The organism is Oscillospiraceae bacterium (assembly GCA_025758045.1).
In the GTDB taxonomy this organism is placed as follows: domain Bacteria; phylum Bacillota; class Clostridia; order Oscillospirales; family Ruminococcaceae; genus Gemmiger.
Window position 1 is genome coordinate 303,322 of record CP107208.1, and the last position, 22,786, is coordinate 326,107.

At 59.2% G+C, this 22,786-nt stretch carries 20 protein-coding genes and 1 riboswitch; of the genes, 11 read left to right on the forward strand and 9 right to left on the reverse strand.

Features of this window, described 5'->3' with window-relative positions:
• Nucleotides 1-33 precede the first annotated feature (33 nt).
• Complete coding sequence (locus OGM81_01595) at nucleotides 34-1,194, forward strand: 3-phosphoglycerate dehydrogenase family protein (GenBank protein ID UYJ43873.1); 1,161 nt, start codon at nucleotides 34-36, stop codon at nucleotides 1,192-1,194.
• Nucleotides 1,195-1,242: 48 nt separating this feature from the next.
• Here OGM81_01595 and OGM81_01600 read toward each other — a convergent pair whose 3' ends face one another.
• A complete protein-coding gene (locus OGM81_01600; protein ID UYJ43874.1) occupies nucleotides 1,243-1,416 on the reverse strand; it encodes a hypothetical protein in 174 nt (57 codons plus the stop codon).
• Between the two features lie 190 nt (nucleotides 1,417-1,606).
• On the opposite strand from OGM81_01600, the gene OGM81_01605 reads away from it, so the two are divergent.
• The 10 genes from OGM81_01605 (at nucleotide 1,607) to OGM81_01650 (ending at nucleotide 12,566) form a co-directional block, all read left to right on the forward strand.
• Nucleotides 1,607-2,437 (forward strand): pyridoxamine kinase, encoded by an 831-nt coding sequence (locus tag OGM81_01605; GenBank protein ID UYJ43875.1) that lies wholly within the window; start codon nucleotides 1,607-1,609, stop codon nucleotides 2,435-2,437.
• 26 nt (nucleotides 2,438-2,463) lie between these two features.
• Nucleotides 2,464-2,973 carry a tRNA (cytidine(34)-2'-O)-methyltransferase gene (locus OGM81_01610; GenBank protein UYJ43876.1) on the forward strand — a complete coding sequence of 170 codons (510 nt, stop codon included), beginning with the start codon at nucleotides 2,464-2,466 and terminating at the stop codon, nucleotides 2,971-2,973.
• Nucleotides 2,970-3,872 (forward strand): DegV family protein, encoded by a 903-nt coding sequence (locus OGM81_01615; protein ID UYJ43877.1) that lies wholly within the window; start codon nucleotides 2,970-2,972, stop codon nucleotides 3,870-3,872. The genes OGM81_01610 and OGM81_01615 overlap by 4 nt, the downstream gene beginning before the upstream one ends.
• Nucleotides 3,873-4,077: 205 nt before the next feature.
• Nucleotides 4,078-4,172: riboswitch (PreQ1-III riboswitch) on the forward strand.
• A gap of 6 nt (nucleotides 4,173-4,178) precedes the next feature.
• Nucleotides 4,179-4,703 (forward strand): QueT transporter family protein, encoded by a 525-nt coding sequence (locus OGM81_01620; GenBank protein UYJ43878.1) that lies wholly within the window; start codon nucleotides 4,179-4,181, stop codon nucleotides 4,701-4,703.
• An 11-nt stretch (nucleotides 4,704-4,714) separates the two neighbouring features.
• On the forward strand, nucleotides 4,715-5,359 hold the full coding sequence (locus tag OGM81_01625) for an HAD family hydrolase (GenBank protein ID UYJ43879.1): 645 nt from the start codon (nucleotides 4,715-4,717) through the stop codon (nucleotides 5,357-5,359).
• 25 nt (nucleotides 5,360-5,384) lie between these two features.
• Entirely contained in the window at nucleotides 5,385-6,290 is a 906-nt protein-coding gene (locus OGM81_01630) for a DMT family transporter (GenBank protein ID UYJ43880.1), read from the forward strand.
• Nucleotides 6,291-6,411: 121 nt separating this feature from the next.
• Nucleotides 6,412-9,285 (forward strand): preprotein translocase subunit SecA, encoded by a 2,874-nt coding sequence (gene secA / locus OGM81_01635; protein UYJ44948.1) that lies wholly within the window; start codon nucleotides 6,412-6,414, stop codon nucleotides 9,283-9,285.
• Nucleotides 9,286-9,386: 101 nt separating this feature from the next.
• Nucleotides 9,387-11,126 (forward strand): hypothetical protein, encoded by a 1,740-nt coding sequence (locus OGM81_01640; GenBank protein ID UYJ43881.1) that lies wholly within the window; start codon nucleotides 9,387-9,389, stop codon nucleotides 11,124-11,126.
• A gap of 4 nt (nucleotides 11,127-11,130) precedes the next feature.
• On the forward strand, nucleotides 11,131-11,535 hold the full coding sequence (locus OGM81_01645; GenBank protein ID UYJ43882.1) for a DUF3783 domain-containing protein: 405 nt from the start codon (nucleotides 11,131-11,133) through the stop codon (nucleotides 11,533-11,535).
• A complete protein-coding gene (locus tag OGM81_01650) occupies nucleotides 11,532-12,566 on the forward strand; it encodes an FAD:protein FMN transferase (protein ID UYJ43883.1) in 1,035 nt (344 codons plus the stop codon). The genes OGM81_01645 and OGM81_01650 overlap by 4 nt, the downstream gene beginning before the upstream one ends.
• Before the next feature lie 197 nt (nucleotides 12,567-12,763).
• Here OGM81_01650 and OGM81_01655 read toward each other — a convergent pair whose 3' ends face one another.
• The 8 genes from OGM81_01655 to OGM81_01690 all read right to left on the reverse strand — a co-directional run bounded on the left by OGM81_01655 (nucleotide 12,764) and on the right by OGM81_01690 (nucleotide 22,783).
• On the reverse strand, nucleotides 12,764-13,570 hold the full coding sequence (locus OGM81_01655; GenBank protein UYJ43884.1) for an ATP-binding cassette domain-containing protein: 807 nt from the start codon (nucleotides 13,568-13,570) through the stop codon (nucleotides 12,764-12,766).
• Nucleotides 13,563-14,480 carry an ABC transporter permease gene (locus tag OGM81_01660; protein UYJ43885.1) on the reverse strand — a complete coding sequence of 306 codons (918 nt, stop codon included), beginning with the start codon at nucleotides 14,478-14,480 and terminating at the stop codon, nucleotides 13,563-13,565. Before OGM81_01660 ends, OGM81_01655 begins: the two co-directional genes overlap by 8 nt.
• A 98-nt stretch (nucleotides 14,481-14,578) precedes the next feature.
• Nucleotides 14,579-15,622 carry an ABC transporter substrate-binding protein gene (locus OGM81_01665; GenBank protein UYJ43886.1) on the reverse strand — a complete coding sequence of 348 codons (1,044 nt, stop codon included), beginning with the start codon at nucleotides 15,620-15,622 and terminating at the stop codon, nucleotides 14,579-14,581.
• 461 nt (nucleotides 15,623-16,083) lie between these two features.
• On the reverse strand, nucleotides 16,084-18,387 hold the full coding sequence (locus OGM81_01670; GenBank protein ID UYJ43887.1) for an LCP family protein: 2,304 nt from the start codon (nucleotides 18,385-18,387) through the stop codon (nucleotides 16,084-16,086).
• A complete protein-coding gene (locus tag OGM81_01675; protein UYJ43888.1) occupies nucleotides 18,384-19,703 on the reverse strand; it encodes a hypothetical protein in 1,320 nt (439 codons plus the stop codon). The genes OGM81_01670 and OGM81_01675 overlap by 4 nt, the downstream gene beginning before the upstream one ends.
• Before the next feature lie 96 nt (nucleotides 19,704-19,799).
• On the reverse strand, nucleotides 19,800-20,948 hold the full coding sequence (locus OGM81_01680) for an FtsW/RodA/SpoVE family cell cycle protein (protein UYJ43889.1): 1,149 nt from the start codon (nucleotides 20,946-20,948) through the stop codon (nucleotides 19,800-19,802).
• A 58-nt stretch (nucleotides 20,949-21,006) separates the two neighbouring features.
• Nucleotides 21,007-21,792 (reverse strand): Cof-type HAD-IIB family hydrolase, encoded by a 786-nt coding sequence (locus OGM81_01685; GenBank protein ID UYJ43890.1) that lies wholly within the window; start codon nucleotides 21,790-21,792, stop codon nucleotides 21,007-21,009.
• Complete coding sequence (locus OGM81_01690; GenBank protein ID UYJ43891.1) at nucleotides 21,785-22,783, reverse strand: NAD(P)-dependent glycerol-3-phosphate dehydrogenase; 999 nt, start codon at nucleotides 22,781-22,783, stop codon at nucleotides 21,785-21,787. The genes OGM81_01685 and OGM81_01690 overlap by 8 nt, the downstream gene beginning before the upstream one ends.
• Nucleotides 22,784-22,786 lie beyond the last annotated feature (3 nt).

Consider the following 22,786-nt stretch of genomic DNA (forward strand, 5'->3'; position numbering starts at 1 on the left):
GCGTCACATTTATAAAAGTAAGAGGGGTTCTTTATGTATACCATCAAAACGCTGAACGCGATCTCGCCCGCAGGCCTGGCCAAGCTGCCGGTCAACCAGTTCGAGGTAGATAACGAGACCACCGCTCCCCAGGGCATCCTGGTGCGCAGTGCCGATATGCACGACATGCCGCTGCCGGACAGCCTGCTGGCCATCGCCCGCGCGGGTGCCGGTACCAACAACATCCCCATTGAGGAATGCACCAACGCCGGTATCGTGGTGTTCAACACCCCCGGCGCCAACGCCAACGCTGTGGCCGAGCTGGTCATCGGTGCGCTGGTTGCGGGCAGCCGCAACATGGTCGACGCCGTCCAGTGGGCCCAGGGCTTGAAAGGCAGCGAGACCATTGCCAAGGATGTGGAAAAGGGCAAGAAGCAGTTTGTCGGCCCGGAACTGCGCGGCAAAACGCTGGGCGTTATCGGCCTGGGTGCCATCGGTGCCCGTGTGGCCAACGCCGCCGTGGCACTGGGCATGGAAGTACTGGGCTATGACCCCTACATTTCTATCGACGCAGCATGGAGCCTGTCCCGCAGCGTACAGCACTGCGTGACGCTGGGCGATATGCTGCCCCGCTGCGACTACCTGACCATCCATGTTCCCTACCTGCCCACGACCCGCCACACCATCAACGCCCAGACCCTTTCGATGTGCAAGGACGGCGTGCGCGTGCTGAACTTTGCCCGCGGAGAGTTGGTGGACACTGAGGCCCTGCTGGACGCCATGAACTCCGGCAAGGTGGCGCAGTACTTCTGCGACTTCCCGGCTGAGGAACTGCTGGGCGTCAAGGGTGTGTACTGCACGCCGCACCTGGGCGCCAGTACCCCCGAAAGCGAGACCAACTGTGCCGTGATGGCCGCCGCCGAACTGAGCGACTATCTGAAGAACGGCAACATCGCCCACAGCGTCAACCTGCCGGACGTCAGCCAGCCCCGTGTGGGCGGCCGCCGCATCTGCATGATCCACAAGAACACGCCGGGTGCGATCTCGGCCATCACCAGCATCCTGACCACCGCCCGCCTGAACATCGAAAACATGGTGAACAAGAGCAAGAAGGACGTGGCCTACACCCTGCTGGATGTGACCGGCGACGTTACCCCCGACCTGACCAGCAAACTGGCCGGCATCGATGCCGCCATCCGCGTGCGCATCCTGTAAACCAAATCACTTTATGTACGGCTCCCCTGCCACGGGGAGCCTTTTGCGTTACCAGCGGGTGTGCTGGACAGCCTTGTCCAGGTCGGCCAGGGTCTTTTCCGCGCCCTTGGCCAGCTTGTGGACGGTCTTGCGCATCATGCGCTGGTCCTGGGTGGCAAGGCAGACGGCCGCCGCACCCACAGCCATGCCGACAGCAGTGCCGGCCATTGTCGAAAACTGCATAACAATGCCTCCTTTTCGGGTCCTCGTGCCTAGCATGCCCCGGGCAGGCGCGGCTATGCAGCAAAATGAGGCGGAAAAATCAGGCAAAAAAGCAGGTTCGCCCAATTCAGCCTTTTTTTATGCGGCGGTTTATGGTAGAATAGCAGTGTTGAAAAAGGAACAAACGCGAACGAACAAAAGGAATCTGACCATGTCCAATGCACCCAAAACTGTATTAGCCATCCATGACCTGCCGGGCTTTGGCCGGGCGGCGCTGTCGGTCATCGTGCCGGTGCTGTCCTGCCTGGGTGTGCAGGCGGTGGCGCTGCCCACGGCGGTGCTGTCCACCCACACGGGCGGGCTGGGCACCCCGGCTAAGCTCTCCAACCCCGGTTACGGCCCTGCGGCGCTGGCGCATTACCAGCGGCTGGGCCTGCGGTTTGACTGCATCTACTCCGGCTATTTGGCGGACCCTACCCAGGCCAAGCTGGTGGAGCAGGCCTTTGAACTGTGGCCCCGCGCCTTAAAAGTGGTGGACCCGGTGCTGGGCGACGGCGGGCGGCTGTACAAGGGGCTGGGGGCCGATATGGTCCCGGCTATGTACAACCTATGCAGCAAGGCGAACCTGATCGTACCCAACGTGACCGAGGCTGCACTGCTGCTGGGCGACCCGCTGCCCGGTGTGGGCAGCAGCGAACAGGCGGCCGAGCAGGCCGCGCGGCTGACCCGCATCGCCCCGCAGGTGGTGGTCACCGGCGTGACGGGCCTCTCCGACGGGCGGTGCATCGGCTGTGTGGGCGCGGCCCGCGGCGGGCAGGGATACTCGGTCAAGACGCCGCTGATCCCCCGCATGTACCACGGCACCGGGGATATTTTCGGCGCGGTGCTGGTGGGGCGCATTTTGCAGGGCAACGTGCCCCAGGCCGCCGTGCAGGCGGCAGCTGCGTTCGTGAGTGAGTGCATCCGCCAGACGCCCGAAGGCACCGACGAACGTCTGGGCGTGTGGCTGGAAGCCGCCCTGCCCAAACTGATGCAGCAATAAAATAATGTGAGGATGTACATAAACCTATGCCAACTTTGAACATTGTACTGGTGGAGCCGCAGATACCCCAAAACTCCGGCAATGTCGCCCGCACCTGCGCGGTGACCGGGGCACGGCTGCACCTGGTTGGGCCGATGGGCTTTACCGTGGACGACAAAAAATTGAAGCGAGCCGGGCTTGACTATTGGCACCATCTTGATATAACATATTATGAAGATCTCGCGGATTTTTTTGCCAAAAATCAGGGGCCGTTTTTCTACTTTACCTCCAAGGGGCCGCGCCGCCACGTGGACGTACAGTACCCGGACGGCGCTTACCTGGTATTTGGCCGCGAGGATGCGGGTCTGCCGGAGGAACTGCTGGCTGCCCATGAGGCCGACTGCGTGCGCATGCCGATGCGCCGCGGCGAGCGATGCCTGAACCTTTCCAACGCTGTTGCGGTAGGTGCCTACGAGGCTTTGCGGCAGTGGGATTTTGCCGACCTGGAGACCCGCGGCCAGCTGACCCGTTATGAATGGAGTGAGGACGTAAAATGAGCAAGATCGGTTTTTTGACGGATTCCTGTTCCGATATTCCGCAGGAGCTTGCGGACAAATACGGCATTGAGGTGGTGGGCTTCCCCATCAACCTGGATGGCACCGAGTATGTGGAGCGCAAGGACTTTACCAACGACCAGTTTTATGAGATGATGCGCAAGGCCCAGGGCGTGCCCACCACCGCCGCCATCACCCAGCTGCAGTGGTGCGAAATTTACGAGCGCTATGTGGACGAGGGCTACACCGACCTGGTGCACCTGAGCATCAACGCCGCCGGTTCCAGCACCTACAACAACGCCATCAAGGGCGCCGAGATGCTGGCTGAGGAGCGCCCTGACCATAAGCTGAAGATTCAGATCATCGACAGCCACACCTATTCGATGCCCTACGGCTGGTATTTCTGCGAGTGCGCCCGCAAGGTGCGCAACGGCGGCGAGCTTTCCACCTGTGTGGACGAGCTGAAGCGCAAGTTGGACTGCGTGGAGATCTGCCTGGCGGCTTACAGCCTGAAGCAGATGAAGAAGTCCGGCCGCGTCAGCGCTGCCGCTGCCGTGGTGGGCGACCTGCTGGGCATCCGTCCCATCATCAGCCTGAACGCCGGTGTCTCCAAGGTCGAGGCCAAGGTGCGCGGTGATGCCGCTGTGCCCCCGGCTATGATCAAATGGGTGGAGAGCCGCGTCGACTCGATGAAGGACACCCCCTACATGGTGGCCTACACCTCCAGCACTGCCAAGCGGGACGAGCTGGTAAAGCTGTGCAAAAAGAACTTTGGCCATGCGCCGATGATCGTCTTCCAGCTGGGTGGCGTGGTCAGCGCCAACACCGGCCCGGACGGTATTGCCATTGTATACGAGGGCAAGCCCCGCAACCTGGAGGCTTACACCCCGGAACTGCCGTAATTTTAGGGATGAGCAACAATCGCAGGCTCTCTCCCCCACTCGCTTTGCGGGACCGCTTACGCGGCCGGGCCCCTCTGTCGCTGCGCGGCATCTCCCCACACTGTGGGGCGTCACCCTCGCAGAGGGGACCTTTACGAAAGAAAATGAGATTTTTGCCGCAGCCTATTGCAAGGGGCTGCGGCTTTTGTTATAATAATCTTTTGTTGAGCAACTTAGGATTTTAGGCTCCGCCGCAGTTTTGCGGCGCAAACCGATGGCAGGCTGGCGGTCTGCTATACGGTCAAAATCTATCCGCCGGAGTATTGTATGAATCAGAAATCCATGTCCGTCAAGCGCCTTGTGCGCTGTGCTGTCATTGCAGCGCTCTACGTTGTGCTGTGCCTGGTGCTGCAGCCGTTCTCCTACGGCGCGGTGCAGGTGCGTGTGGCCGAGGCATTCTGCCTGCTGCCTGTCTTTGGCACCGAGTATATCATCGGTGTCACGCTGGGCTGCTTTCTGGCCAACCTGCTGGGCTCGACCGTGATCGACGTCATCTTTGGCACGCTGGCTACCCTGCTGGCCTGTCTGGTCACCTACAAGCTGCGCGATGCGCGCATCAAGGGGCTGGCCATTCCGGCGTCCCTGCCGCCTGTTATCTTTAATATGATCATCGTGGGCGCGTTCGAGATCACCTTCTTCTTCTCGGATAGTGCCCCCACGGCCGCCATGGCTGCGTTTAATGCGGTCACGGTCGGCATCGGCGAGGTCATCAGCTGCACGATCCTGGGCGTGGCCCTGGTCAAGCTGATCGAGACCAACGCCAGCCTGAAGAAGATCTTTACAGAAGAATAATGAGGTAACCTATGCGCCCGGAACTGATTTTGTGGGATTGGAACGGTACCCTGCTGGATGATGTGGAACTTTGCGTAGACGCGCTCAACCGTCTACTAGAAAAGCATGCCTATCCGCAGCGGTACGACCGCGATCAGTACCGGGCAATTTTTGGTTTCCCGATTGAAGAATATTACGTCCGCGCCGGGTTTGATTTCAGCCGCCACAGCTTTGCCATGCTGGCCGAGGAATATATGGACGACTACATCCCCGCCAGCGCGGCCTGCCCGCTGGCAGAGGGCGCGATAGAAGCGCTGGATGCCTTCCGCGCGGCGGGGCTGCGGCAGGTGATCTTATCGGCCAGCCCGGTGCCCACGCTGACCCGCCAGGCTGGGGAACGCCATGTGACGGGTTACTTTGACCGCCTGCTGGGTCTGGGCGACATCTACGCCAAAAGTAAGGTGGAACTGGGCCGGCGCTTTATGCAGGAGGAGGGCATCGACCCTGCCCGCGCAGTGATGATCGGGGATTCGGTACACGATTTTGAGGTGGCGCAGGCCATGGGAACGACCTGTGTGCTGCAATGCAGCGGCCACCAGAACCGGCAGACGTTGGCAGCCACCGGCGCACCGGTAGTAGAGGGCCTGCGCGAAGCCGCGCAGTTGATCTTGGGGTAAAGCATTATAGTAAGGGGAAGGTAAAATGTCTGACCGTGTAAAAGGTGCCTGCCTGACGATGGGTGGTGCGGCATGCTGGGGTGTTTCGGGCTGCATGGGACAGTACCTGTTCACCCGCGAAAACATGGACTCCACCTGGCTGGTGCCTATCCGGCTGTTTCTGGCCGGGCTGATCTTGTGCACGTTCTACTTTATCAAGGACCGCAGGATGCTGTTCGACCCGTGGAACGCGAAGAAAAATCCCCGCAACCTGCTGGATCTGCTCATTTACGGTCTGGCGGGCGTAAGCTGCTGCCAGTTCACCTACTTTTTGACCATCCAGCTTTCCAGCGCGGGCATGGGCACCATTTTGCAGGACCTCTCCCCCGTCATCATCCTGCTGGTGGTCTGCATCCAGCAGCACCGCGGGCCGCGTCTGTTTGAAATTTGCAGCATTTTGTTGGCCCTCATCGGCGTGTTTCTGCTTACCACTCACGGCAGCCTGACCGACCTGGCCATCAGCCCAGCCGCGCTGCTGTCCGGCATTGCCAGCGCCTGCTGCGTGGTCATCTACACCATGTGGCCCAAAAAGCTGCAGCAGCAGTACCCCACCCCCATGCTGCAGGGCTGGGCATTCTTGATGGGCGGCACGATGTTCGCCCTCATCTTCCGCCCCTGGACGGTGAACTACGTGCCCACCGCCATGGGCGTGTTCGGCATCTTTACCGTGGTGGTGCTGGGCAACGTGCTGGCGTTCGGCCTGTACATGTCAGGCGTGCCGCTCATCGGCCCCCAGCGGTCGAGCCTGTACAGCTTTGCCGAGCCGGTCACCGCCGCCATCATCAGCACGCTTGTGCTGGGCAGCCCCTTTACCGTGTGGGATGCCATGGGTTTTGGCTGTATTTTCCTGATGCTGGTGCTGCTGAGCCTGCCCGCCAAGGCTAAAAACTAAATATATTTGTAAATACACCCGCGCAGGTTTGACAGCAAGCCCTGTGCGGGTGTATTATAGTAGGGTATGTAAGTGCTATATAGCTGCCCTGTCCCGGGTGGCGGAAAATACAGGGGATTTTATAATGTCTTTTTTTGAAAAACTGTTTGGTTCCTTCTCGGACAAGGAACTGAAGCGCATCAACCCGCTGAAGGACAAGGTCCTGGCCCTGGAGCCGGAGATGCAGAAGCTGACCGACGAGCAGCTGCAGGCCAAGACGACCGAGTTCAAGGCGCGCCTGGAAAAAGGCGAAACGCTGGACGACCTGCTGCCCGAGGCTTTTGCCGTCTGCCGTGAGGCTGACTGGCGTGTGCTGGGCATGAAGCCCTACCCCGTGCAGATCATCGGCGGCATTGTGCTGCACCGCGCCTGCATTGCTGAGATGCAGACCGGTGAAGGCAAGACCCTGGTGGCCACCATGCCCGTTTACCTCAACGCCCTGACCGGCAAAGGCGTGCATGTTATCACCGTCAACGATTACCTGGCCCGCCGCGATAGTGAGTGGATGGGCAAAGTCTACCGCTTCCTGGGCCTGACCGTCGGCCTGGTGGTGCACGGCGTTGAGGCCAACGACCGCAAGGCCGCCTACGCTGCTGATGTCACCTACGGCACCAACAACGAGTTCGGGTTTGATTACCTGCGCGATAACATGGTCGTTTACAAGGCCAACATGGTGCAGCGCGGCCACGCCTACGCCATCGTCGACGAGGTGGACTCCATCCTCATCGACGAAGCTCGTACCCCGCTGATCATCAGCGGCAAGGGCGAGGACTCCAGCGTGATGTACAAGCGCGCCGACGACTTTGCCAAGACACTGAAGAAGAGCGTTATCGTGGAGCTGGACGACAAGGTAGCCGCTGAGGAGCAGGTCGACGGCGATTATGTCGTGGACGAAAAGCGCAAGACCGCTACTTTGACCGAATCCGGCGTGCAGAAGGCCGAAGCCTTCTTCCATGTGGAGAACCTGGCCGACGCCGACAATATGTCCCTGCGCCACTACATTGACGGCGCCATCAAAGCCCGCGGCGTTATGCACCGTGACATCGACTACATCGTCAAAGAGGGCGAGGTCATCATCGTTGATGAGTTCACCGGCCGTCTGATGTATGGCCGCCGCTTCAACGACGGCCTGCACCAGGCCATCGAGGCCAAGGAAGGCGTGACCGTTGCTGCCGAGAGCAAGACCCTGGCCACCGTCACCTTCCAGAACTACTTCCGTATGTATGACAAGCTGGCCGGTATGACCGGTACGGCTTCCACCGAGGCTGACGAGTTCAGCGAGATCTACGGCCTGAACATCGTCAGCATCCCCACCAACAAGCCCCGCGCCCGCAAGGACTTGCCGGACAGCGTGTACAAGACCGTCAACGGCAAGTACAACGCCGTCATCGAGCAGGTGGCCGAATGCCACGCCAAGGGCCAGCCCGTTCTGGTCGGCACCGTCAGTGTCGAAAAGAGCGAGGCTCTCTCCAAGCTGCTGAAGAAGAAGGGCATCGAGCATAACGTGCTGAACGCCAAGCAGCACGAGCGCGAAGCCGAGATCGTCGCCCAGGCCGGTAAGCAGGGCGCTGTGACCATCGCCACCAACATGGCCGGCCGTGGTACCGATATCATGCTGGGCGGCAACGTGTCCTACATGGCCAAGGCCGCTCTGCGCAAGGAGCTGAGCCGCGACCTGACCAAGGACCTGGCCCAGCTGAAAGACGAGTACGAGCACGCCAAGGCCCGCGCCAAGGCTGCCGGTACCGAGCTGCCCACCCCGCCGGAGGAGACCATCGATGCCCAGCTGGAGCACCTGATGACCGAGTGCGACGGCCACGCCGAGACCGAGGATGCCGCCGTACTGCATGCCCGCCAGCGCTTTGAGGAGCTGTGCGAGGAGTTTGAGCCGGAAATCAAGCGCGAAGCTGCTGCTGTGCGCGAGGCCGGCGGCCTGTTCATCATCGGTACCGAGCGCCACGAGAGCCGCCGTATCGACAACCAGCTGCGCGGCCGTGCCGGCCGTCAGGGCGACCCTGGTGTTTCCCGCTTCTTCCTCAGCCTGGAAGATGACCTGATGCGTATCTTCGGCGGTGAGCGCGTGCAGAACCTGATGGACAGCCTGGGCCTGGAAGAGGATGTGCCCATCGAGAACAAGCTCATCACCAACACCATCGAGAGCGCCCAGAAGAAGCTGGAAGCCTCCAACTTTGCCATCCGTAAACAGGTGCTGCAGTACGACGACGTCATGAACCAGCAGCGCGAGATCATCTACAAACAGCGCCAGATGGTGCTGGACGGTGAGGACATCAGCGACAAGCTGCATGAGATGATGCGCCAGTCCATCGACGACGCCTGCACCAACTACCTGAACGGTGAGACCGCCGACGATTGGGATTTCGCCGGTCTGCGCCGCCACTTCATGAACTGGCTGTGCCTGCCCAGTGACTTCAACTACACCAAGGACCAGCTGGGGGACCTGACCAAGGAGGGCATCGCCGACGAGCTGTATAAGCGCGGCATGGACATCCTGACCGCCAAGGAGAAGAAGTACGGCTCCAAGACAATGCGCGAACTGGAGCGTATCTGCCTGCTGCGCAACGTCGACTCCAAGTGGATGGATCACATCGATAACATGGATCAGCTCAAGCAGGGCATGGGCCTGCGCGGCTACGGCCAGCATGACCCCGTGGTCGAGTACCGCATTGAAGGCTTTGCCATGTTCGATGAGATGATCGCCTCCATCCGTGAGGATGCCGTGCACATGCTGCTGACCATCGAGATCCGCCAGCAGAACGCCGAGCCGAAGCGTGAGCAGATCGCCAAGCCCACCGGCGAGGGTGCCTCCACCCAGGCTGGCACCAAGGGTGCCGCCCCTGTGCGCGTGACTAAGATCGGCCGCAACGATCCCTGCCCCTGCGGCAGCGGCCTGAAGTGGAAAAAGTGCACCTGCAAAGAGTACCACCCCGACCTGTAAACTAAAAGGAAGAGAGCCAGTTAATGTCTCTCTTCTTTTTTATATCAAGCGATATGGCGGCTTTGCCAGCGCTGCGGAAAACACAATGTGAGGATACACCAATGAATGATTCTTTGAATTTTTCAAAGCGCATTAAAATCAGCGTGAGAGTTCTATTTTTTGCGGCACTGGCTGCATTTCTGTTTTGGCGTGCACGGTATGGGTATAGTTATAATGATGAACCATTTTGTATAACACTGGCGCAACGACTGTATCAGGGTGATGCACTATTTCGAGACGAATGGCATGTTTGTCAGAATTTTGGAGTGGTTCTTTTACCTATTTATACAATTTTCCGGTTGGTTGCAGGTTCAAATACAGGAATTTTACTTACATTTCGATTTCTATACTGCCTTTTATGGCTGTGCTGTATGGTGGTAGTATTTCGAACTGTACAAAGAAAAAGTGTTTTTGGTGCCTATTTTGCAGTTGTCTATCTTGGGCTGTTTAGCCCCTTAGACTATATGACACTTTCCTACACATCAATTGGACTTATGTCGATATTGATGATATTGTGTATATTCTCTACAAAAGAGAAAGAACAATTAAATTTTTTCTGGGGAGGGGTATGCGGCTTTTTTGCGGCAGTACTTTCACTGTGTAATCCTTATATGGCAATTCCGTGTGTTATCTTTTGGTTGACAGGATTTATAGGCACATTCAGTAAAAACAATCACTCTGTTATTAAGCGCAATTTCTTTTTCGGGTGCTTAGTAGGCATTAGCGTGTGGCTTATCCCTTATCTTGTGATTTTGTTTTCAAGAGAGGGACTGGGGGAATTTTTAAAAAATATTCCCGCAATTATGGATGACCCAGAGCACACGGGAAGTTCCTTGATTTTTGTAGCAAATGTCATGCGAGCATACATGTTAGGATATTCAACGCACTTATACAAATTGACATTCGTGGCGCTTCTTTTATGTATACTTAGCAAATATTTGCCCGATAAAGTTGCGAATGGATGCCGCTTTTTACTTTGGATTGTAGCATGCGTAGAATTTTTCCTTGTGCTTTTTGATGTCATACAGTACGCAACAACTGCGCATTTTAATTATCAGATTAAAGATATTCCGCTCTTGGGGCTAATAGCTTTTTTACTGTTAAAAAAGAAACCATGGAAATTATTTGGAATTTATTACGGTATGGGAATGATATACACTTTTTGCACTGTTCTAGCTTCAAACACTGGGGCAATGGCGTTGTATATGGGAATGGCAACCTGCGGTGTGGGCGGTATTATTTTTGTTTCCTTGTTAACAAATGAGTTTTTCAATATGGATTTGCAGTATCAAAAGCTTGGCATTGTCAAAAACAAAGTTGTAATTGCACTGCTTATACTTATTGCATTGGCACAATTGAGCGAAGAATTGTATATTCGCATGTATAGGACTTATTGGGATGCCCCTCTGTCAGAATTGAATGTCCAAATCGAAGATGGTCCCGCCAAAGGTTTGATTACATCTCGAGATAATGCCGATACATATAATCAGGATGTTCAGAACTTCAAAAAATTGTTTGCGGATGAATCTACAGACGGAAAGACGTTCCTTTCGTATACAAGCGCGCCTTGGTATTACCTTTACGTGGACCTTCGTTACGACACATTTTCTGCATGGACCTTTGGATACGACAATAAACTTGCTGATAGGTTGCAGAATTATTACGAGTTAAATGGGAAAAAGTATCCAGACTATATTTATGTTAAAAATTTTGATGGCGAACTATCTACAGAAATAGCAAAACTGTATCGCATAAAAAGAAATTTGAGCGGAGATTGTGCTCTGCTTTGTAAATTGGAGTAATTTTATGAAAGCACGTATCATCCAGGAGCCGCGGTGTGTGCTGCTGTGGCGGTTTGACGAGAAAAGCGCCGGGTATGACGCCCTGGCCCATGCAGCGCGGGCCTATAAGCTGAAGATCCGCTGCATCGGGGACGGCGACCTGGCCGCCAAGGTGGGCGACCTGTGCCAGGGGCTGCCCTCCCCTGCCTTTGCGCCGTTCATTAAGGTCAGCGACCGCCCCGCCATGATCGTGAGCGGCCTGCGCCACGATACCGGCGAGCTGGGGCATTTCCTCGATCTCGTCAAGGCGGGCGGGGCGGAGTTCCCGCTGCGGGGCATGGTGACCCCTACCAGCAAAAACTGGACGCTGCTGCAGCTTTTGCAAGAGCTGAACAGCGAGCACGAGACCGTGGCCGGGGGCAAAGCATGAAGCGGCTGTTGGCCCTGGGGCTGGCGGCGATCTGCCTGGCCTGTGCCCTGACCGCCTGCACGCCCCAGCAAAAGCTGTACAGCGCCAGCTGGTTTGACATGTTCGACACTGTCACGATGGTGCAGGGCTACGCCGCCAGCCAGGAAGAATGGGACACCCAGGCCGATGCCCTGCACGACGATTTGGAGCATTACCACCAACTGTTTGACATTTACCACCACTACGACGGCATGGTGAACCTGTACGACGTCAACGCCCGTGCCGGGCAGGAACCGGTGCAGGTCAGCCGGGAGTTATTCGACTTTTTGCAGCTGTGCAAGACCAGCGGTAAGACACTGGCGGGCGGTGCGGTGAACATTGCGGCGGGGGCTGTGCTTAGCCTGTGGCACGATGCCCGCGAGAGCGAGAATCCTGCCCCGCCTGCGGCAGATGCCATCTCCGAAGCCCTGCAGCACTGCAACTTGGACGACCTGCTGCTGGACTCCGGCACCCTGACTGTGGCCTTTGCCGACCCGGCCATGACGCTGGACGTGGGAGCTGCCGCCAAGGGCTACACCGCCGTGCAGGCGGGCCAGGCAGCCCGGGAGCGCGGGCTGACCCATGCCCTGCTGAACATGGGCGGCAACGTCTATACCACCGGCCCCAAGGCCGACGGCAGTGCCTGGCGCGTGGGGGTGGAAACCCCCTGGCCCGGTGAGGATGCGCCGCAGTACGTGCAGACCGTGGAGCTGACCGGCGGCGACTCGCTGATCGTCAGCGGTGATTACCAGCGGTACTTTACCTACGAGGGAAAACGCTACTCCCACCTGATTGATTTGACCACAGGCTGCCCGGCTGCCTATTACAGCAGCGTTGCGGTGTATTCCAGCCCGGATGAGGGGCTGGGGGACTTGTTCTCCACCGCCTTTTTCTGCCTGCCGCCGGAGCAGAGCCGGCAGGTGGCCGATGACAACGGCCTGGCCGTGCTGTGGCTGGGCACGGACGGCGAGGTTGCCGCCCAGACCGACAACTGGCCGGGTAAAGCAGTATAACCAATAGCAGATAAAAAACAAAGCACCGCTGTACGTGAAATTTACGTACAACGGTGCTTTTGCTATATGTGCTGAAAAGCCTCCCTCTGCGAGGGAGGTGGCCCGAAGGGCCGGAGGGAGAAACTTTGCCTTAAGCTCTCTCCCCCACCCGCTTCGCGGGGACCCTCTCCCAGAGGGGGCCTTCAAGGGGTGGTAATTTATTGTTCCGCGCTCAGCAAGATGCGGTCGTTGTCCAGTGCGTGGCCGACGTTCTCGGCAAAGCGCTGCAGCAGGCCGTCTACCGTCATGTGGGCGCGCTCCTCGTCGGCTACGTCCAGCACGATGCGGCCATGGTCCATCATCAGCGTGCGGTTGCCCAAGGTAAGGGCGTCGTGCATGTTGTGGGTGATCATCAGACAGGTGATGTGGTTCTCCGCCACAATCTTTTTGGTCAGATCCAGCACCTTTTCCGCCGTGGCGGGGTCCAAAGCGGCGGTGTGTTCGTCCAGCAGCAGCAGCTTGGGGGTGACGAGGGTCGCCATCAGCAGCGTCAGTGCCTGGCGCTGGCCGCCGGAGAGCAGGCCGACGGGCTGTTTCATGCGGTCCTCCAACCCCAGACCCAGGGCGGAGAGCTTCTCGGCAAAGAGGTCGCGATCCTTTTTGGAGATGCGGGAGAAGGACGACGTGTGCCCGGACGCCCGCAGGTAGGCCAGCGCGAGGTTTTCCTCAATGGTCATGTGGGGGGCCGTGCCGCGCAGCGGGTCCTGAAACATACGACCGATGTACTTGGAGCGGCGGTAGTCCGGCATAAACGTGATGTCCTGGCCATCCAGCGTGATGGTACCAGTATCCGAGATGAACTCGCCTGCAATGGCGTTGAACATCGTGGACTTGCCTGCGCCGTTGGAGCCGACGATGGTGGCAAAGTCGCCGTCCTTCAAATTCAGGTCGATCTTTTGCAGAGCCAGCTTTTCGTTGACGGTGCCGGGGTTAAAGGTTTTGCTGATGTTTTTCAGTTCAAGCACGGCGGGCACCTTCTTTCTCGGCTTGGGAGCGGCGGCGGCGGAACGCCGCGCGGGACCGGATGGTGGGGGCGGCGATGGCCAGCGCCACGATGACGGCGGAAATCAGCTTGAGACACTCCGACGGGACGTTGGCGCGCAGGGCCAGCGCGATGATGAAGCGGTAGATGACACTGCCTGCCACAGCCGCCGCGGCCTTGGCCCACATGCCGCCACGGCCAAACAGCGTCTCGCCAATGATGAGGGACGCCAGGCCGATGACCACCATGCCGGTGCCCAGGTTGATGTCGGCAGATTTCTGGTACTGGGCCAGTACGGCGCCGGAAAGGGACGTCATGGCGTTGGAAATGCACAGGCCAATCGTGATGGTGAACGCCGTGTTGATGGAGGAGGCACGCACCATGTCGGGGTTATCGCCGGTGGCGCGGATGGAAAGGCCCATCCGGGTGCCCAGGAACAGGATCAACAGCAGGCAGACGACCACGGTGATGACCGCGGCCACCAGCAGCTTGTACGGGAACACATCGCCAAAAAGCGCCTGCGCCATCGTAAAGATGGTCTGCGTTTTCAGCATTGGCACGTTGGAGGAAAAGCCCATAACCGCCAGGTTGACGGTGTACAGCCCCGTGTTGGTGATGATGCCGGCGAGGATCGACGGCACGCCTAGGCGGGTTTGCAAAGTGGCTGTGACAAAGCCGGAAGCCGCACCGGCGGCAATAGCCAAAAACAGACCCAGCACCGGGTGCCCGGACACCGCGGCGGTAGCCGAGACCGCGCACCCCAGGGTAAAGGTGCCGTCGGTACTCATATCGGCGATATTTAAGATACGGAAGCTGAGGAACAGCGCCATAGCCACCAGTGCGTAGATGAAGCCAAGCTCCAGCGCACTGAAGACGGTTGCAGCGGTAAACATGGGCAAAACGTCCTTCCTGATTTGATGGGGGTACTGCATAAAAAGGGAGGGCAGCTCGGCGTGGGCCTTGCCTGCACCTCCCTTTGGGGAGTTAAGATTTATTCAGCGGTGGTCTCAACTTCGACCACGGTGCCGGCCAGATCATTGAAAGCGCTGTAGTCCAGGTCCAGGGCTGCGGCGGTCTCGGTGTTGACGGTGATGATGCCGCCGTCCATGACGTGGTACTCAGGCACGGTGCCGGTCTCCAGGATGTCCAGCGCCATATCGGCGGTGTAGGTGCCCAGTTCGGTATAGTTGACGCCGCAGGTGGCGAAAGCGCCGGCGGTGACGAAGCTGTCGGCACCGGTGTAGAACGGAATGCCCGCATTGGTCAGCGTCTCAGAGACAGCAGCGGCGGCGGCCATGACCACGTTATCCGTGGGGGTAAAGACGGCGTCGACCTGGCCCACCAGGGCGTTGGCGGCGGTCATGATCTCATCGTTGGTGTTGCCGGTCTTTTCCACGTAAGCGATGCCCTTGGCGTCCAGGTAAGCCTTGGCCTCGGCAATGGGGGTGGTGGAGTTGGCCTCGGAGTTGGAGTAGAGCAGGCCGATGGTCTTGGCCTCGGGCTGGACGGCGAAGATCATGTCCATGATGGACTGGGTGTTCAGCGCGTCGGAGGTGCCGGTGACATAGTCGATGTCGGTCAGGTCAGCGGCGGCGGGGTCCGAGATGGCGGCGTAGATGACCGGGGTCTTGGTGGACTCGCAGGCGGTGGCCATGCACTGGGCGGCCAGCGTGGCGATGGGAATGACGGCATCGTAGCCATCGGAGACGACCTGGGTGCCGATCTGGTTCAGCGTGGTGGCGTCGTTCTGGCCGTTGAAATCCTTGTACTCAATGGTGATACCCTTCTCGGCGGCCTTGGCGTCCAGCTCGGCCTCGATGGCGGTGCGGATCTCATCCAGGCTGGCGTGGTCCAGCTGCTGGACGATGGCGACCTTGTAGGTGGTGGCGTCGGCGGTGGATCCCGTGGTGGAATCTGCCGCGGCGGAAGAAGCAGTGCTTTCGGCAGCAGAAGAAGCGGTAGAAGCGGAGGCACCGCAGGCGGACAGAGAAGTGAGCATAGCGGCGGCGGTCATAACAGCAATGAACTTTTTCATGGTAATTACTCCTTGTTTTGTAAATTGGTTTGTTGTTTGGCAAGATTTACAAAACAGATTGCCATCGCTCTTTCAAAGGAATGTGTTTCATCGTTCATTTCCCCTCTTGTGCTGTGTAAGGAATAAAAAAACTGCCCTTGCACAGAAATCCTCCTGTGCAAGGGCAGATAACAATTTATCTGTGGTGCCACCTTGCTTGCCGCAACTATAAACTGCGGCCACTCTGTAGGGAACCAACATTCCCCTGCCCTGTAACGGGAGCTGCCCGTCAGCGGATACTCAAGGCCTTGGCCTTTTTCCCCGTGCCCTCCGCGAACCATTATGCTGTCCCGCTTTGCGCCCCATTCCCAGCAACAGGGGCTCTCTGTGGCTGCGCTGTCAGCTTTACTTTCGCTTCATTGGTTTAAAGCATTTATACCACACTGTTCCCGTTTTGTCAACGGCTTTTTGCAAAAAACTTTTTAAGAATCTGTATCTTCTTCTGTATTTGTCGTTGTATCGTCCACTTTATCGTGCAGGATCAGCAGCTTGGCGGCCCACTCCCCTGCCGGGGTGTCGGTATTTTCCATAAAGGCGGCGCTGGCGGCAAAGGGGCTGTCCTCGCCGTCCAGGGCCAGCAGCAGGTCTTTGCCCGGCACGGCGGATTTGCCCAGCCAATCGGCAAAGCTGTCGGCGTCCCACAAAGCAGCATCGCTGGGGGCAAACGTGCCGTCATACTCCCACTCGCCGCACAGGGACACAATGGGGCAAAGCTGCTCGTCGGATTTGGCAAGCACTTCCTGCATGCGGGCGGCCAGGGTGCCGTCCACGGGCAGCAGGTCATCCACGCCGGTAAAGGCCAGGATCTTGGCGTCCGGGTAAGCTTTCAACGCCTGCTGCAGGTCGTAGGCCAGCAGACCCGCGCCCTCGTCGGCGTTGATGCTGCCCATCATGCCCTGATACAGGCGATAGACCAGTATGTATTGGTCACCGAAATAGCGCTGCATCTGGCGGGGATACTTCTGCATGGCGGTCTTGAACCAGTAGGCGGACTCGCGGGCAGTGCCGGTCTTAATGGCGCTGATGGCCTCGGTAATTTCCGGCTCCGGCGTGTTCCAAATCTGGCTGGCCAGCGTTTCAAGCGCCTGGCCAATGACGGCATCGCTTTTATCAGTGCCCATGCCTACGGCGTGCAGGCGGCCGGGATAGCTGGCGTAGACGGCCTGCCACATGGCTTTGGCATCATCGCGGTCAGCCTTGGGCAGTACGGCCAGGTAGCGGTCCAGGCTGGCGGCCGCGCCGGTCTGTAAGTAGTTGTCCAGCAGCGCACCGGCGGCGGGGCCGTAGGGGACGGCCACCACGCTGACGCCCTGGGATTGCAAAGAGGTGATGAGGTTTTGCTGCACCTCGGCCGCGCGGGTATCCTCCAGCCCGGCCAGGAACAGCCGGTAATCGGCGTTGCCAAAGTCGGAGCTGTCCAGCGGGTAACTCAGATCGACGGTGTGCAGGTTGGATTTGAGATAGTCAGCCGTGGGGTCGGACGCCTTCACAGCGGTCTCAGGTGTGGCGGTGTCGGCCAGGCCCTCGGCCTCCTGTGCGGCGGTCTCCGGCGTGGCGGCAATGACCTCCTCGGAGCTCTTATCATTGTACAAAAAGTCTTGCAGGGCGGTGGTATTTACGTACCAGTCCGGGTCGTACATCAGGCGGTCGTCCATACCGGTGCGTACGCCGTAGGTGCCCTGCAGGGGCATGGAAAGCTGCTCTACATCGCAGCCCAAAAAGCTCGGCAGCTGCACCAGCAGCGCGGCGATCTCGGTTTTGGTAAAGTTGGTCTGTACCAGGGGCAGCATGGTGTTCAGCAGGTTATCCAGATCGGTGACGCTGGCGTTCTGGATCTGATCCAGAACGGCCTGGATAACGGTGCGCTGGCGCTCGATACGGTGCCAGTCGTTGTCGATCTTGCGCAGGCGGGCGTACTGCAGGGCGGTGTAGCCGTCGAAGTGGTTGAGGCCCGGGTCCAGGTGGTTGACGATGAGCATCGAGTTGGAGGGCACTTCCCAGTTCAGGGCCTTGGCTTCCATCTCAGTGATGTCGATGTCCACGCCGCCCACGGCGTCCACGATCTGCACGAAGGAGTTGAAGTTGATGCGGACATAGTGGTCCACCTGCACGTTGAAGCAATCCTCCACGGTGTCCATGGTCAGCTTGGCACCGCCGTAGCGGAAGGTGTGGGTGATCCAGTCATACTCGCCCTCGTAGCCGTCCAGCAGGATGGGCACGCCGAGGCCGCGCTCGATGGAGACCAGGCGGATGGCGTGGTCCTTGATGTCCAGCGAGACCAGAATCAGGCTGTCGGCGCGGGCGTCCTCACTGAACTCGGTGGTGTCCTTGGTGCCGTCCAGCTGGTTCAGGTGGGTGAAGGCGTCGGCATCGTTGACGGCCTCGGTGCGCTCGTCGGTGCCGATGAGCAGGATGTTCAGCACATCGTCGTCGGCAAAGGGGCTGCCCTCGGGCATGGTCATCTCGTCGTCGCTATGTACCAGACCGGACCCGTCCAGGTCCTGATCCTCGTCCGCATCAATGGTGCCCATCGAGTCAACGCTGCCGTCGTTGTAGTGCAGCAGGTCCAGCTTGCCGTTGACGTACAGCGTTGCCAGCCCAGCCAGCGCCGCCAGCACGATGACAACGACCAGCAGGATCTTGCCCCAGAGGGGCAGCTTCTTTTTGGCGGCCGTGGCGGTCGCAGTGGTTTCGGTTGCTTCATTCTTATTTTCAGTCACGTTCATATACTTCCCTTTTGTAAGCGCCGCCGCGCAGCGCGAAGATCACATGCGTAGTAGAGAAATGCCAGCCCGGCAAAGACGGTAAGCCCCAAAGCACGCCAGGTAAACCAGCCGTGCTGGATGCTGTGGGTGCGCAGCAGCGCAAACCATGCGGGGGTCATGCAGGTGGTAAGCGCCAACGGTAAGGCACGCACCAGCGCAGTTTTGCTGCGGATGGAGAGGATGAACAGGGCAATCAGCACCGCCAGCACCGCGAGAGCGGGCCAGAAGAGATGATGGCTGTTTAACGTATCGTATAAAAAGCCAAAAATATTACGCCATGTCAATTCCATGCCGTGCCAGGTATCGGCGGTGGTGCGCACCTCGGCCTGGTGCAGGGCATCAGCCAGTACGTTATTGCCAGTGACGGCCCCGGCCAGCGCCCATTTGCCGGCCCAGCATAAAGCGTAACCGGTGCCCCAGCACAGGCTGCCGCCCACGGCCAAGGCGCACTGCGGCACGCCGCCTCGCAGGCGCTGCTGGGGTTCCAGCAGCCAGCAGGTCAGCGGCAGACCTAAGGTGATGATGGGCGTGACCAGCAGGTCGCAGAAAGCTGTCGCCGTGCCCAGCACCAGCAGCCCTAAGCACAGCACATCGCTGCGGCGGGGCTTGGCCAGCACCCAGGCGCAGCCCGCGTAGGCAATCATAAAGCAGGTGAAATACTGCACCTGATGGGGCACGAACCATACACTCACCGCCAACTGGCTGACGGCAAACCACACGGCGGCCCGCAGCCCGCAGCGGCGGCGCAGCTGCACCAGCACCACGGCCAGCAGCGCAAACAGCACGATATACTGTACAATACGAACACCCGTGTAGGGCATAAGCAGCAGCAAAGGCCGCAGCCAGATGAGATACCCGTGCCAGTACCGCGCGTAGGAGAACGGCTCCAGCGCGGGGGCATCGGTACGCTGGGCGCCGGTGGACCAATCCTTTTCTATGTACCAGGCCAGGTCGTCGGCCAGGGTCTCGAAGTTATCCACATTGTAGGCCGTGTTGGTCATCATGGCCTGCAGGGGCGGCAGCTCGTCGGCGCTGGCGGCCTCAAACAGCATCAGTGTGTCGGTGTAGTTGTCCATCTGAAAGAGCTTGAAGCCCAGATATTCCGGGTACAGCCCCTCGTTTTGGATCGTCCGGGCGGAGTCGTAGACATGCTGCCGCACCCGTTCCCCCGGCAGGGCGTAGGCAGCCAGCAGCAGCACAAACAGTATGGCCAGCGTACCGGCAAAGGCGGCCAGTGCCCGCAGGGCAAAGGGACGTTTTTGTTTTTGCGTGCTCACGGCACACCTCCCCATTAAAAAGTACCCCCCTATTATATGCTAAATAGCGACAGCTTTCAACCGGATGAATGTGAAATCCATTTGAATTTTGCCGTGCTATACGGCGTCGGTCTGGCGGGAAACCGACAGTACAATGCCCATTTCCCCCAGCAGCATCATCAGGCTGGTGCCGCCGGAGGAAAAAAATGGCAGGCTGATGCCGGTGTTGGGGATGGTGTTGGTGACGACGGCAATGTTTAAGATGGCCTGCAAGACAACCTGCACCACGAACCCCACGGCCAGGAGTGCCCCGAATTTATCCCGCGCACGGATGGCGATGGACATGCCCCGCAGCAGCAGCGCTAGAAAAAGCGCTACGGCCAGCGCCGCGCCGATAAAGCCCAGCTCCTCGCATAGAATCGAGAAGATAAAATCATTCTGCGGCTCGGGCACATAGAGGTACTTTTGGCGGCTGTTGCCCAGCCCCAGCCCGGCCAGCCCGCCGGAGGCAATGGCGTAGAGGCTTTGGATGGTCTGGTGCCCTTCCCCCAGTGGGTCGGCAAAGGGGTCGCGCCAGGAGGCCAGGCGGTCGGTGGCATAGGGCACCAGTTCCGGCAGGGCAAGCACCGCCGCCGCGATGGCCCCTGCCCCCAGGCCGCCCGCCAGCCCAAACCACTGCAGCCCGGTGCCGCCCACAAACATCAGCACTGCGCCGATGGATAAGATCAGCAGCGTACCCGAAAGGTGCGGCTCCAGCAGCATCAGCACCGTCACCACGCCTAAAATCAGCCCGAAGGGCAGCACGCCCCCGGCAAAGCTGTGCATGCGGTCGTGATTCAGCGAGATGATGTGGGAAAACACCAGCACCACGGCAAATTTGGCAATCTCACTGGGCTGCAGGGTGCCTAAGCCCGGCAGTACGATCCACCGTTTGCAGCCGTTGTACTCCGGCATAAACAGCACAACGACGAGCAAAATCAGCGACAGCCCCATAACAGGCCAGGCCAGTTTGTGCCACACATGGTAATCCACCAGGCTGGCGGCGTACATGGCCGCTGCGCCCAGCGCCGCAAACAATAGCTGCGGGCGGATGTAGGTGTAGGCGTCGCCGCGGCGATAGAGCGCCACTGCGTACCCGGCCGAGAAGAGCATAATCAGCCCATAGCTCAGCAGCGCCAGCAAAACGACGAGGAACGGTACATCCAGGCTGGGCTGTTCCCGCAGGCGGGTGCGCAGGGCGGCAGGGTCAAAGAAAGAAGCGGTCATACAAAATCCCCCCGCGTCCAGTATACGCAGGGGGAAAACAGGCTATGCAGTTTGTGGTTTACACAAGGCCGAAATGGCGCAGGGCCTTGGCGATGCCCTCCTTATCAATATCCGTCGTCACATAGTCGGCGGCGGCTTTGGCGTCGTCACAGGCATTGCCCATGGCCACGCCGATACCGGCATATTCCAGCATGGCGACGTCGTTTCCACCGTCGCCAAAGGCGATGGCTTCGTCCCGGGTCCAGCCAAAATGCTTCAGCATCTCGGCCAGGCCGTTGGGCTTGCCGCCGCCCTCGGGCAGGATATCGGCAAAATCGGGGCTCCACCGCACGGCCAGGCAGCCGGGGCAGCGGCGGAGGAACTCTTCCTCGCAGTTATCGGGCAGAAAGGCGCTGAGCTGGTAGATGGGATTTTGTGCAATGCGGGCAGCAATGTCAGCGGTCCCCTGCCCCAGCTCCTTGGCAAAGTTGGCACTGTGCTCATTGATGAGATTGAAATAGCAGTTGTCCTTCTCCACAAAGCCGATGGACAGCTTTTCTTTTTCAATATAGGGCAGCAGGGTGCGCAGGGCGGCGGGGTCGATGTACTTGCTGTAGATGACATCGCCATCCGCCATATAGCAGTACTGGCCGTTCATGGTGACATAGCCGTCCCAGTTCACCTTTTGCAAAGCGGGCAGATACGGCAGGTGCACCGGCGGACGGCCCGTGGCGATGAAAACTTTCACGCCGTTGGCCTGCAAGGCGTGCAGCGCCTGCACGGTGGAATCCGGCATTTCGTGGCTGCCGAACAGCAGCAGCGTGCCGTCGATGTCAAAAAAGGCAGCTCGGATGTGTTTATTCATGTTTCAGGTCTCTCTCCATTAGAGCCGCAAGGGCATTGCGGGCTTCGAGCTTACCACACAGGATAGCGTCCACGCTTTGCACGATGGGCATTTCCGTCTTGTACTTTTTGGCAAGGCGGCAGACGGCGGGCAGGGCGTTGATGCCCTCGACCACCTGGCCCACCTCGGACTTGGCTTCCTCGGCTGTTTTGCCGCGGCCCAGCAGCATACCGGCGTGCAGGTTGCGGCTGTGCATACTGGTGCAGGTCACGATCAAATCGCCCATGCCGGACAGGCCCGCGAAGGTTTCAGGCTTGCAGCCCATGGCCAGACCCAGCCGGGTCAGCTCGGCGTTGCCGCGGGTGATAAGGGCGGCTTTGGCGTTATCGCCGTAGCCCAGGCCCAGTGCGATGCCGACAGCCAGCGCAATGACGTTTTTGACCGCGCCGCCCAACTCGGTGCCGCGGCGGTCGGTGTTGGTGTAGACGCGGAAGCTGGGCGCGGTGAAGGCTTTCTGCACGGCCTTGGCGGCGGCTTCATCCTCGCTGGCGGCAACAATTAAAGTCGGCATATCGCGGGCCACTTCCTCGGCGTGGGTGGGGCCGGAGAGGGCCACCACGCGGGCGGTGCGCTTGGCCTTGGCAAGCTCATCCTCGATGATCTCGCTCATCGTCATCAGGGTTTTGTCCTCGACCCCCTTGGCCACGTCCACGATCAACTGGCCATCCGGGATGTACTCGGCTGCCTTTTTGGCGGTGGATCGCACAAACGGGGACGGCACCGCAAACAGCAGGATGTCGCGCCCGGTGCAGGCCTCGGCAATATCGGCGGTGTAGTGCATGGCGGAGGGCAGCTCCATACCCGGCAGGTTGGGGTGGCGGCGGGTAGTGCTGAGGGATTTCAGCTCGGCGGGGATCGCGCTCCAAACGGTTACATCGCGGCCGTTGACCGCCAGCAGACGGGCCAGTGCAATGCCCCAGGTGCCTGCGCCGAATACGGCAATTTTAGTCATGGG